At 45.5% G+C, this 12,859-nt stretch carries 12 protein-coding genes; 11 read left to right on the forward strand and 1 reads right to left on the reverse strand.

All coding sequences use genetic code 11. The features are described 5' to 3' along the window. The 4 genes from J8Z23_RS16770 (at position 1) to J8Z23_RS16785 (ending at position 5,654) form a co-directional block, all read left to right on the forward strand. Positions 1-291, forward strand: coding sequence for a PAAR domain-containing protein (locus J8Z23_RS16770; RefSeq protein WP_005375969.1), 291 nt, complete (start codon positions 1-3; stop codon positions 289-291). Beyond that, the gene (locus J8Z23_RS16775; protein WP_256965772.1) at positions 292-1,131 is read left to right on the forward strand and encodes an NAD/NADP transhydrogenase subunit beta; all 840 of its coding nucleotides are present in this window, start codon (positions 292-294) and stop codon (positions 1,129-1,131) included. Between the two features lie 323 nt (positions 1,132-1,454). Further along, positions 1,455-2,588, forward strand: coding sequence for an exonuclease SbcCD subunit D (locus tag J8Z23_RS16780; protein WP_301659055.1), 1,134 nt, complete (start codon positions 1,455-1,457; stop codon positions 2,586-2,588). 9 nt (positions 2,589-2,597) lie between these two features. Continuing rightward, a complete protein-coding gene (locus J8Z23_RS16785) occupies positions 2,598-5,654 on the forward strand; it encodes an AAA family ATPase (RefSeq protein ID WP_434635569.1) in 3,057 nt (1,018 codons plus the stop codon). Between the two features lie 90 nt (positions 5,655-5,744). Here J8Z23_RS16785 and J8Z23_RS16790 read toward each other — a convergent pair whose 3' ends face one another. Further along, positions 5,745-6,659 carry a LysR family transcriptional regulator gene (locus J8Z23_RS16790; RefSeq protein ID WP_434635572.1) on the reverse strand — a complete coding sequence of 305 codons (915 nt, stop codon included), beginning with the start codon at positions 6,657-6,659 and terminating at the stop codon, positions 5,745-5,747. Between the two features lie 112 nt (positions 6,660-6,771). On the opposite strand from J8Z23_RS16790, the gene J8Z23_RS16795 reads away from it, so the two are divergent. From J8Z23_RS16795 to J8Z23_RS16825, 7 genes are read left to right on the forward strand one after another with little or no spacing between them, the layout of a single operon-like run. Next, entirely contained in the window at positions 6,772-7,254 is a 483-nt protein-coding gene (locus tag J8Z23_RS16795) for a TRAP transporter small permease (protein ID WP_012842195.1), read from the forward strand. A 3-nt stretch (positions 7,255-7,257) separates the two neighbouring features. Further along, entirely contained in the window at positions 7,258-8,556 is a 1,299-nt protein-coding gene (locus tag J8Z23_RS16800; protein WP_012842196.1) for a TRAP transporter large permease, read from the forward strand. 12 nt (positions 8,557-8,568) lie between these two features. Next, positions 8,569-9,594 (forward strand): TRAP transporter substrate-binding protein DctP, encoded by a 1,026-nt coding sequence (gene dctP / locus J8Z23_RS16805; RefSeq protein WP_257897844.1) that lies wholly within the window; start codon positions 8,569-8,571, stop codon positions 9,592-9,594. 58 nt (positions 9,595-9,652) lie between these two features. Continuing rightward, positions 9,653-10,750 (forward strand): NAD(P)/FAD-dependent oxidoreductase, encoded by a 1,098-nt coding sequence (locus tag J8Z23_RS16810; RefSeq protein ID WP_301579677.1) that lies wholly within the window; start codon positions 9,653-9,655, stop codon positions 10,748-10,750. After that, positions 10,734-11,033: a (2Fe-2S)-binding protein gene (locus J8Z23_RS16815; RefSeq protein WP_257897846.1), complete on the forward strand. Its 300-nt coding sequence runs from the start codon at positions 10,734-10,736 to the stop codon at positions 11,031-11,033. The genes J8Z23_RS16810 and J8Z23_RS16815 overlap by 17 nt, the downstream gene beginning before the upstream one ends. Before the next feature lie 11 nt (positions 11,034-11,044). Further along, positions 11,045-12,508, forward strand: a complete 1,464-nt coding sequence (locus J8Z23_RS16820) for an NAD(P)/FAD-dependent oxidoreductase (RefSeq protein WP_256894175.1) — start codon at positions 11,045-11,047, stop codon at positions 12,506-12,508. Further along, positions 12,477-12,830, forward strand: coding sequence for a RidA family protein (locus tag J8Z23_RS16825; protein ID WP_012842201.1), 354 nt, complete (start codon positions 12,477-12,479; stop codon positions 12,828-12,830). Before J8Z23_RS16820 ends, J8Z23_RS16825 begins: the two co-directional genes overlap by 32 nt. Positions 12,831-12,859 lie beyond the last annotated feature (29 nt).

The raw sequence follows: 12,859 nt of genomic DNA on the forward strand, positions 1-12,859 counted from the left end.
GTGGGTAAACCAGCCGCGATATTGGGCAGCTTTCATCTTTGTCCTAAAAAAACAGGAAAAATTCCTCATGTAGGTGGCCCCGTCGTAGTTGGCTCGCCAAACGTGACAATTGGCGGCATTCCAGCGGCTAGGCAGGGAGATAAGCTTATATGTATAGGTCCTCCGGATAGCATCTCAGCAGGCTCTTCTAGCGTTACAATCAACGGTAAGCCAGCGGCAAGGGTCGGGGATTCAACGTCTCATGGTGGTAAAATTCTGTCTGGCATGCCTACGGTTTTAATCGGAGGCTAGATGCCACTCGCATTTCAAACTCATCTTCTTGCTATTAATGGCAGGCCATACACTGTTCGTGAGATAGCTAACGAATGTTTTAGATTGCCCGCAGAAACACCAAGATCCTATCCTGATCAATCACTGTATGAGCAGATATTAAATCTTGTGCGCTCTAAGCGCGAGATACTGGAGCAAAGTGATATCAAAGGGAATATCTGCGTTCTTTTACCGTCTTGGGTAGATAAAAGCTTGCTTAAGGCATTGATAAACGAGTTTTCTCTTATCCTTGGTAACTCTGCCAATAGAGAAATTTATTTTTATCCTTATGGTCAAGCGGCGTTCTTGATGGCGCTAAATCGGATAAACCGTGAAGTTAACGAAACACAAGCAACTTGGATACTGGCTATAGAAATTGCTCGCGATGCAGAAGAGCATGCCAAATCTCAAAACTCGATCATTTTGACGAAGTGCTTTTTTCAACAGTCCGGCCTTGTTACTGATGATGTTAGAATTGATTTAGATACCAAACAACAAAGCATTGCTGTCGATAAAGTGTTTAAACAACTTGGAGTAGGGTGTGATCACTCACTTAGTGAGTTGCATTTATCCGTTGATGGAGATGAGCCTCGATGGTTAAATGCTATGCAATTCTTGTCTCCCTGGGTGACTGATCAAACTCAGTATCAATTTATTGATGTTAAACTAGGAGGGCTGGGCGCATGCGGAGGTGTTCTAAAAGTGTTAATGATTGAGGAGCATCAAAGAAGCAGCCTCAACTCAGACTTCCACGTTTTGCAAGCTGATATCGAGCCAGATGGTTATACGGTGGGAGTTCTATACAATTGGCATAACGAGTAGTTCTTGAGCTAGTTTGTCCCTTCTAAACGTTGGTTTTTAATGGTTTAAATGTGACGGTTTTTTTATTCGAGACCATCGCTTAATGTTGCTTAAAAGGTGTTTATACAACGTTCTTCTCGCTTTCCGGTGAAATAGTGAACCATAGAACATAAACTACATGAAAAGCTGTTCGACTCAAGATATCCTAACCCAAATTAAATATATTGAGCTTTGGTTTGTGCCAGATTCAGCCAGTCGCGTAATACTCTGATGTTTACACGGCTGAAATTCGGATTCTTGCAGAAGCAAACCTGGCTTAAAGATTTGGCAGAAAGTGAATTCGAATGAAGTTTATCCACACCTCAGATTGGCATCTTGGTCGACAATTCCACAATGTATCACTACTCGAAGATCAACAAGCAGTACTCGAACAACTGATTAACTATATTGAACACAACCCCGTCGATGCCGTTGTAGTGGCGGGAGATATTTATGACCGTTCGGTGCCACCAACGGTTGCAATAGAACTGCTAAATCGAGTCGTGAAGCGTATTTGTACTGAACTGAAAACACCGATGATATTGATATCTGGCAACCATGATGGTGCAGAACGATTAGGTTTTGGCGCAGAGCAAATGAAAAATGCAGGCCTTCATATTGTTAGTAACTTTGAAGATATGCTAACTCCCATCATCATAAAAACGGACTCTGCGGGTGAGGTAGCGTTTTATGGCATGCCTTATAACGACCCTGAACAGGTCAGATTTGCCTACAAAACCTCGGTATCAACTCATGATGAGGCACATCAACTGCTTGTAGAGCAAATAAGAGAGCATTTCATTTCAGAGCAAAGGCGTGTTCTCGTTAGCCACTGTTTTGTTGATGGTGCTATTGAGTCTGACTCTGAACGACCACTATCTATTGGTGGCTCTGATCGCGTAAGTCATGAGCATTTCTTAGATTTCGACTACGTCGCACTTGGTCATTTACATCAGCCTCAGAAGAAAGGCGCAGAGCATATCCGTTATTCTGGTTCACTTATGAAGTATAGTTTTGGTGAACAGAACCAGAAGAAAGGCTTCACGTTAGTCGAACTAGACAAGAAAGGATTTGTCTCTGCTAAACATATTGAGCTAATTGCCCCTCATGAAATGCGCATTGTTGAGGGAGAGCTAGATAAAGTCATAGAGCAGGGCAAGACTGACCCTAAAAATGAAGATTATTTGTTAGTTCGTTTGATGGATAAACATGCGATTTTAAATCCAATGGAAAAGCTTCGTTCGGTGTATCCAAACGTTTTACATCTTGAGAAACCGGGTATGTTAATTGGGGTAGAGCAGGAAATGGCGCAAGCAAAGTTGGCCCGAAGCGAAATTGATATGTTCCGAGACTTTTTTATTGAGGCACAAGATAGTCAATTATCCCAAGAGCAAGAACAAGCCGTTACTGACATTATTAAGCAATTATCACAGCAATAGGGACCAAAGATGAAACCAATTAAACTTACCATGCAAGCCTTTGGTCCGTTTGCAAAAACCGAAGTCATTGACTTTGAAAAGCTTGGCCGTAACCCTCTGTTTTTGATTAATGGTCCTACAGGCTCAGGTAAAACGTCGATCTTAGATGCCATTTGCTTTGCCCTTTACGGTGAAACTACCGGTAATGAGCGGCAAGGCATCCAGATGCGATGTGACTTATCGGCGCAAGACTTACCAACCGAAGTCGCTCTAGAATTTTCGTTACATGGCAAACAATACCGAGTTGTGCGATCTCCAGAGCAGGAAGCGCCCAAAGCGCGTGGTGAAGGGATGACGGTAAAAAAGCACACTGCGGCTCTTTATGAACTCGGCGAGACCGAAAAGCTCATCACTAGTAAGACGACTCAGGTTAAAACTGAAGTGAGCAATATTATTGGTTTGAATGAAACGCAATTTCGCCAAGTAATGGTATTGCCTCAAGGGAAATTCCGGGAGCTGTTGCTTGCTAGTTCTAAAGAGCGCGAAGAAATTTTTGGTCAGCTCTTTCAAACGGACATATATAAAAAAATTGAGTACGCGCTCAAGGATAAAGCGAGCGCAATCAGTAAAGCGAAAGATGAATTTGATAATCAAATTCGAGGCGCTTTACAAGTTGCAGGAGTGAGTTCAGAGCAGGAATTATTACACCAGCTCGAACAAGCAGCTGAGCAGCTAGAGGTCGATAGAAAGAATGAACAAGCTTCGTTAGATAAGCTAAATGTTGCTAAATCTGAATTACAAAAAGCGGAAACTATTAATGGAGAGTTTTCGAAACGAGAGCAAGCAGAAAACGCACTCAAGCTGCATCTAGAACATTCAGACTCGATAAAAGCTCGTCAACAGCAATTAGAAAACGCTAAAAATGCCAATAAGATAGAATTACCCTACGTTTCATTACAGAATGCAAAAGCTCAAACTCAAGAGCTCAGACAAAAAATCGTAGCTTTGAAAGAGAGCCTTGATAAAGCCAATGCTGTTACGAAAGAAAAAGAAAACTTGCAGCAAAGTGCAAAAGAAGCCGCGGCAAAAGTCCCACAGTTAACGCAGCTGCAGTATCAACTTGAAAGCATGAAAGACAAGTTGCTTGAAAAAGCCAACTTGGAAAGCAAAATAACGGCAGGTCATCAACAAAAACAACAATTTGAAGCAACGTTAAAACAGTACATAGAGCTGAAAGACAAGTTAGCGTTTCAGGCGCAACAGGGCCAGAAAGATCTAGAGCAAGCCCGAGTAGATGTTGCGCTTGTTGGCAGCATCAATGCGGAAATAAAACAAAAACAACGACTACTACAGGATCTACAAAAGCTGCATGGTCTTACTTTGGAGCTCTCTAAACTCACGGCGTTAACCGTAAGCAAGCAGCAGTCATTACAGGAAGCCAGTCAGCGCTATATGCTGTGTCAACAAGCCGCTGATACGATAGAGCTTAAGTGGCACAACGCTCAAGCGGCAGTATTAGCGCAGCGACTAAAGGCAGGTGAAGCATGTCCGGTATGTGGCAGCCAAGCGCATCCTAACCCTGCAACGTTTGTTGAAGAAATCGTTACAAAAGAGCAAGTTCAGGCGGCTAGAGCGAAAGAAAGAGAAGCTCAAACCTCACTGAACCAGCTAAGTAATCAGCTAGAACAACATAACGTTGTCATTATTCAGCATCAGAATCAAATCGACCAGTTGAAAGAAGAGCTTGGTGAGCATGCAGCATCTGAGATCTCGACGGCTCAAACTGAGTTGCAGGCGCTTAATGATCAACTTCTACGTCTACAATCTATTGATATTGAAAAGCTAGAAAAGAACGTTGAACAGCTTAATCAACGCTGCTTAGTGGGTGAAAATAAAATTCATGAGTTGCAGAATCAAATGGCGGCAAATGAATCAACCGTTCAAGCAAACCAAGAACAATTGACTCAATTACAAGCTTCCATTGATCCGAAATACAGTTCCGTTGATTCGCTTGAGCGTGACATTTTGCTCACAAAAGAGCAAATTCTGACCTTGAATACAGGTTTAGAAAAGGCGCAAAACGCTTTGCAGCAAGCGGTATTAGCGCAATCGAATGCTGAAAGTCAGTTAGTGACGAACAAGCAGTGGCTATCTGAGTCAGAACAAAAGCTTAGCCAAGCAGAATTAGCGTGGAATGAGGCATTACAGGCGAGTAAATTTGAGGATGAAAGCAGTTATCTAAATAGCAGAGTGACAGATGATGAGCTTCAAGCGTGGCAGAAAGAAATAGACAACTTCAAACAGACACAAACCAAGCTTGAACAAACACTACATGATTTAAACCATGCATTGAAAGCGCTTGAAAGACCGGACTTGGATTCGCTTAACGACAGCTTAACCACTCTGCAGGCGCAGTATATTGAAGTAAGGAATCAGCTCGATACCACGCGCTCAACCTTTGAGCGAATTGAAAAAGTTCGTAAAGATATTGCTACGCTGCATGAGAAAAATAGCAAGTTAGAAGAAGAGTACAAAGTGTTTGGTACGTTATACGACGTTGCCAGCGGTAAAACAGGCAGCAGGGTTAGCCTGCATCGCTTTGTTCTTGGTGTACTGTTGGATGATGTTTTAATTCAGGCCTCTCAACGTTTAAGCCTCATGAGTAAAGGGCGCTATATTCTTGCTCGAAAAACAGAGGGCTTCAAAGGCGCTGCGGGTCGCGGCTTAGATTTAATGGTTGAAGATGGTTACACAGGAAAAACACGTGATGTTGCGACACTTTCCGGTGGTGAATCGTTTATGGCAGCGCTTGCTTTGGCGCTTGGCTTGTCGGATGTTGTGCAATCCTATAGTGGTGGTATCCGTTTAGACACTTTATTCATTGATGAGGGGTTCGGTAGTTTAGACCCAGAATCTTTGGATCTCGCCATTCAAACGCTAGTGGATTTGCAACAGACTGGACGCATGATCGGTGTTATTTCTCACGTTTCTGAGTTAAAAGAACAAATGGCGCAGAGGATTGATGTTGAACCATCAAGAGTCGGTTCGACAGTATCGGTCAAATCTCAACTAACTAGGACAGTATAACTAATACTCGATTGAAAAGATGTATACTTTGCTGTGTCGTATCCTACGATTTGCAGCAAAGTATACTTAGTTGATGCTCGGAACAACCATCTACATGGAAACGAATTGTTTGACTCCTCCTCGTATGCTCTCTGCAAACACTTTGGCAAGCAGAGACATAGGTTTATGCGCAGGGGTTAGAATGGCGTGATCAAACATTACGGCTGGCGTAAATGGGCGAAACACCACATTTCCTTGACCGGATTTATACAATTTGTAACTAGCCGCACTGATTGGGTCACAGATACAAGCACACAGCTTCTGCTCCACAAATTCGAAGCCTGAAATGTAATTTTGCAACTCGAATCTTGGTCGATAAGTAGCTCCACATTCCTCAAATAACATGCGTACATGCTCACTTGCAGAGTGACGCGTATACAGCGCAGCCAGCGGTTCGTTATCCAAATCTTTCGGAGTAATCACTTCTTTAAGCGCCAGTGGGTGGTCTTTATGCAACGCACAAACCCCCTCAAGGTGAATGGGTTCGACATGGAAAGAATCCCTGTCTTTCGGTAGTTCCGAGTACCCAATATCATACTGCTGGGAGGCGACCCAGTCCTGAACCATGGTCGAACTGCGCATCATCATCGATACTTCGACCTCTGGTCTATCCTTCACAAATTCTGCAATGACATGCGGCATAAAGAACAGCGCAGCGGCAGGCATGCACGCAATGCGAAGTTTCCCACGAGTTAAGTTTTTGACCTCTGCCATAAGCTGTGTTGAGCGAGATAACCGCTCCAGAATGGCGTCTGTCTCTTCAAGTAAAAAGTACGCTTCTGGGTTTGGGATTAGCCGACCTTTATGCCGCTCAAACAATGCGAATCCAAGCTCTTTCTCCAAGCTAACCAGCATCGCGCTTATCGCAGGCTGAGTCCGGCACAAAGTTTTCGCTGCCACAGTAACCGAGCCAGAACGCATCACAGTACGGAAAGTTTCAAGTTGTTTTATTGATATATTGCTCATGTGTTCCTATAAGAAAAAATTATGACTTTAGAGGAATTTTAAATTTGTTTTTATTAACTGTCACCATTAAATTAACGATGTATTTACAAATACAACAATAAGGAAATGTACTGTGGAGCAAAAGTTCAGATATCTGCTGACTTGCTTGATTGCATCTGTAGCGCTGATGCAGTTCATCCAAGTCGTGACGCGATATATCTTTGAGGTCCCAATTATGGGGCTGGAAGAGTCGATGGTGATCCCCACTGTTTGGCTCTACATGCTTGGCGCGGTGAATGCTTCAAGGGAAGACACGCAAATCCGTGCAAATGTGCTGGAAATTTTCATTAAGACAGAACGCGGACACCAGATCCTCGCTCTGGTTGGTGAAGTGATCAGCTTTGTTATTTCGGCCTGGCTGACTTACTGGGCATGGGATTATGCCAAGTACGCATGGCGAGTTTGGAAAGAGAGTCCAACGCTTTATATACCTACGTTTTATCATGAGTGCTCCGTATTTCTCGGATTACTTCTGATCACTCTTTTCATCGCTGTTCATATCGTCAAGTTGGTACGCCAGCTTAGATCTCCATCCTATTCAGTAAGTAAGGTTTAAATTATGGTTGAAGTAGCTCTGTTAGCAGTGGCAGTTTTGGTCATACTGCTGACGTTCGGTGTGCCTTTACCGTTCTGTTTCGGTGGTGCGTTAATGGTAATGAGTTTTGTCGGCGATATGTCGATGAAAGGCAATATGATGTGGGGCGCTGGCCAATTGATGAACCCGGTTCTGCTTGCGATACCGCTGTTTGTCTTGGCTGGCACCATCATGAGTCGAAGTGGTATCGCCGCCAGTTTATTAGGATTTGTGAACGTTTTTGTCGGCCATATCCGCGGCGGATTGGGCATCGTGGCCTCAGTTAGCTGTGCAATTATTGGGGCAATTTCAGGTAGTGGCTTGACGGGTGTGGCTGCCATTGGGCCTTTGCTTATCCCTGAAATGGAAAAGCGCGGTTACCCACGAGCGTACGCAACAGCTTTGATTGCAAACTCATCAATTCTAGGTCTGTTGATTCCGCCAAGTGTCACCATGATTGTCTATGGTTGGGTCACAGATACCTCTATTCTGGCTTGTTTTCTTGCGACTTTAGGTCCGGGTTTGTTGGTCACTTTCAACTTTGCCGGAATCAACATGTTCATGGCGCGTAAGTTTCCACTGGTGTTGGATGACAAACCAACGATGTCCGAATTGATTAAGCAGACATCAAGCAAAACCTTTAACGCGATCCCTGCTTTATTGATGCCTGTGATCATTTTGGGTGGCATTTATGGCGGCATTATGACGCCAACAGAAGCCGCAGCCGTCGCAGTGATCTACGCTGTGCCAGTTGGGTTCATGATCTACAAAGGTCTGAGCTGGAAAACTCTGCTGGAATCCGGGAAAGAATCGGCAACCGCGGTTGGCTCTATCATGTTTATGATTCTGTTTAGTCTCATCCTGAGCCAGATGTTCGTTGTTGAAGACATTCCTCAGCAGCTTGTAGAAGCCATCTTTGGTATCACCGATAACAAAGCGTTGCTGCTTATTTTCATTAACGTGTTGTTGTTTTTAGTGGGCATGGTGGTGAATGACCTTACTGCTATTATCCTTATCGCGCCGCTGCTTTTACCACTGATGACAGCAATTGGTATCAGCCCAATTCAGTTTGCCGCCATTATGGGCGTAAACACGGCAATGGGTGGTGTAACCCCTCCATATGCGTCGATTCTTTACCTAGGTGCTCGCATCGGAAACGTTAAGTTCTCGGAAGTTGTTGGCCCTGCAATGCTACTGATTGTGTTTGGCTACCTGCCAGTCGTAATCCTAACTTCGTTCTGGGCAGATTTGTCTCTGTTCCTCCCTACTGTGTTTGGTTATTAAAAGGAAATTACCATGTTTAAAACAAGTAAGTTTGCACCATCAACAACACTGAAAAAATACAGCGTTCTTGCTTCGCTCATTGCGGCTGCAGTGACAGCGATCCCTGCGCAAGCAACGACATTAAAAATCAGTCATGTTCGTCCACAAGGGACAGTGGTTGATAACGATATCAAACAACTTAGTGAGGCGCTTAAAACCTCAACAGACGGTGATCTTAAGTTGCGCGTTTATGCCGCCAATGCCTTGGGTGACTACACCTTAGTTCAGGAACGTATTTCTGTCGGTGCTATCGATATGGCGTTGCAACCCGCGTCTACGTCGACGGATAGACGCATGCAGATTGGTCTGTTGCCTTTCTTAGCCAATGATTGGGAAGAGGCGCAAAACGTTTATGGTAGCGGCGCACCAGTACGTGAAGCTATGGAAGAGTTGTTTGAAAAACAAGACATTACTCTGCTTGCCGCGTATCCAGTCTACTTCGGTGGTATCTCGTTAAATCGTGAAGCTGTGGATGCAGGTAACCCAGATTCAGCGAAGGGCATTAAACTGCGAGTTCCACCTATCAAGAGCTTCCAACTTTTGGCTGATAATGTCGGTTACATCGGTTCCCCACTGCCGTTCTCGGAAGCCTTCACCGCGGTTCAAACTGGCGTAGTTGATGGTGTGATTGGTTCTGGCGCTGAAGGTTACTATGCGTCATTCCGCGACGTTACAAAGACATATATTCCTTTGAACACGCACTTCGAGATCTGGTACTTGATGATCAACTCAGAGCGTTTGGATGACTTAGACGAAAATGAGCAACAAGCACTAAAAGCCGCAGCGCAACAGTTTGAGTCTCGTCGCTGGCAGGCGGCTCAAGTCGACCAAAAAGAAAACGAACAAAGACTCGTTGAAGCAGGTGCCACCATTGTAGAAATGACACCAGCGCAACTGCGAAAAACAGCGGATAAAGTTCGCGCAACAGTATGGCCACAGATCATCGAAGATATCGGCTCAGACTGGAGCCAGCCAATCATAGATAAAGCGCTGAATTAAGCAAAGCACATACAAACGGGGGCAGTCCTGCCCCCAAATTTAGTCTGAAGAGAATGTTATGAAACCGGAATACATAGTTGTCGGTGGCGGTGTCGTGGGTTGCGCTTTGGCCTATGGGCTGCTGAAAGCCGGCCATCAAGTCACCGTATTAGACGGTGGAGACAGTGCGCATCGGGCATCACGCGGAAACTTTGGCTTAGTGTGGTTATCAAGCAAAGGGTTAGACGCGCCACATTACGCAGCGTGGACTCGTCGTTCAGTGAATTTGTGGCAAGGATTAGCGCACGAGCTGGAAAGCGCAACGGGTGAAAAGTTAAACCTGGTTCAGCAAGGTGGATACGATTTCCACTTCTGTGAAAAAGAACTCATGGCCAAGGCGCAGCAATACGAGCATTTGCGCGAAGCTCTGGGTACCGATCATCCCTATGAAGTCTGGGACAGAGCCCGTTTGCTCGAAGAAGAACCCGATATCGGCTCAGATGTGGTAGGGGCGATTTATGGCCCAGAAGATGGCCATGTGAATCCGCTGCAACTACTTAAAGCGTATACCAAAGCCATTCGTAATCTTGGCGCGAACCTTATTACGGGTGTCCATGTCTCGGATATTGAAAAGGATGATACAGGGCGCTTTCAGGTAACACTTGAGGACGGTACGCAGTACCAAAGTGACAAAGTGATCCTGTCTGCGGGCTTAGGTGCGGCCAAACTCGGACCTAAGTTAGGCTTTGTTGCCCCAATTTCGCCTCAAAAGGGGCAAGTGCTGATCACGGAAAAATTGCCGAAAGTCATCAAGCGTCCTTCTGGCATTATTCGACAGGTTGACGAAGGCGGCATCCAGATTGGTGACTCGAAAGAGAACGCTGGGTTTGATGATAGTGACACGCTTGAAATGACAGCCGCTATTGCGGAACGAGCCATCGCCGTGTATCCGTTTTTGGCACAAACAAGATTGGTCCGCAGTTGGGGCGCGATTCGAATTGTCTCTCCTGATGGCCTGCCGATCTACCAGCAATCAACAACGCATTCTGGCGCTTACCTGATTAGCTGCCACAGCGGAATTACCCTTGCAGCGGCACACTCCTACTTACTTCCACATTGGCTGGAAGACTCTGCCGATGCACCAAATTTGGAGGTGTTCAGTGAAGAACGATTCTAAGTTTCAACGACTTGAACAGGCTGACTCTCAACCTAAGTTGGTTCAGTTTTACTGGGAAGGCAAAGCGTATACCGCGTGTGAAGGGGACACCATTGCCGTGGCACTTTTTTCTGCGCAAGTAAACCATACACGTGAAACGCCGCAGTCGGGTTCCCCGCGAGCAGCGTTCTGCATGATGGGAAGTTGCTTTGAGTGTCGCGTTGAAGTGAATGGTGAACAGAATGTTCAAGCCTGCATGAATTTAATCGAAGACGGCATGCAGATTCGCCGCCAAACCACCTAACAGGAGACATCATGCAAGACGAAGTAACCAATGTAGTGGATGTATGTGTGATCGGAGCGGGGCCCGCAGGGATGAAAGCGGCTGTGCGCTGCTCGGCCGCGGGTGCTAGCGTCACTGTTATCGATGAACAAGCACGTCCCGGCGGGCAAATTTACCGCGCAGTGCAAGAGAACGGCCACCCGAATGGGCATATTTTTGGCCCGGATTACTTGCGCGGCGCAGAGTTAGTAAAAGCCTTTAATCAAGCGGAAGTAAATCACGTATCGCAAGCCACATTGTGGCGAATTGATGAAGACAATACGGTTTATTGGAGTCAGCAAGGCAAAGCGCATAAGACCATCGCGAAAAATATCATTATCGCTACTGGCGCGACAGAACGTCCGTTTCCGTTTGTTGGTTGGACATTACCCGGTGTAATGACCGCAGGGGCGTGTCAGATCATGATGAAAACATCGGGTTTAGTGCCAAAACAAGCGGTTATGGTTGGAACGGGGCCACTACTTTACCTATTGGCCGCGCAAATGATTGACGCCGGATCGCCTCCTAAAGCGATCGTCGATACTCAACAATCAGATGGATATTTAAAGTCACTCCGATTTGCGTCAAACGCGTGGACAGGGCGTAAGTATTTGGTTAAAGGGTTAGGTTTACTAGCGAAGTTACGAAAGGCCGGAATAAAACGCTATACAAGGGCGACTAATATCGAGGCCGAAGGTACAGATTCTGTGCAAGAGCTGGTGTTTAAGTGTGGCGGAAACAAAGTGTCGTTAGGGACTGAAACAGTATTGGCCCATATCGGTGTAATTCCCAACGTGCAACTGACTAGAGCAATGGGGTTAGAGCATCAGTGGGATGCCTTGCAAGTGTGTTGGAAACCAACGCTTGATGAAAACAATATGAGTTCTCGACAGGGCGTTTTCATTGCCGGAGATAGCGGTGGTATTGGCGGTGCACTGGTGGCCGAGCTACAAGGAGAATTGGTCGCTTGCCAGGTATTGCAATCGCTACAAAACGAGCTGAGCCGAGATCTAATTAATGAATCTCTGGCGCTCAAAGAATCTATAGAGCACGAGTTGGCAGTACGTCCATTCTTAGAAACCTTGTACGCGCCGCCCAAACAAGCGTTATGCCCATCAGATAAGACTATCGTCTGCCGTTGTGAAGAGGTGACGGCTGGTCAAATTAGGCAACATGCAGCCAATGGGGCGAATGGAATTAATCAAATAAAAACCTATACCCGTTGCGGTATGGGACCATGCCAAGGGCGTTACTGCGGTTCGACAGTCGCACATATTATCAGCGATAAAATAGGACTATCGATGGAGCAAGTGGGTTATTACCGCCTGCGCAACCCAATCAAACCGCTGAAGCTGGGAGAGTTAGCCAGTTTAACGCCAGTCAATAAATCATTTATGGAAAAATACAAAAGTGAAGGAGCAAGTCATGAACAACGTGCAAAAACAGTACAGCAATAAACGAATGAGTAAGGTCGTGATTCATAACGATACCGTGTATCTATGTGGACAAGTTGGTGTAAAAGGCACGAGTGTTGCGGAGCAAACGGAAGAGGCTTTGAAACGTGTTGAAGATTTATTGATTGAAGCGGGTAGTGACCGCAAACACGTTTTGCAGACGATTGTTTGGCTAGCAGACATGAAAGATTTTGATGAAATGAATGGCGTTTGGGATACGTGGTTTGAAGAGGGCTACGCACCTGCGCGTGCATGCGGGGAAGCTAAGTTGGCCAGTCCAGAATTAAAAGTGGAGCTGATTGTTACAGCGGCTCTCAGAAAGTAACAGATATACTCAAAAAGCCCCTATCTAGG

The organism is Vibrio sp. SCSIO 43086 (genome assembly GCF_051132235.1).
In the GTDB taxonomy this organism is placed as follows: domain Bacteria; phylum Pseudomonadota; class Gammaproteobacteria; order Enterobacterales; family Vibrionaceae; genus Vibrio; species Vibrio diabolicus.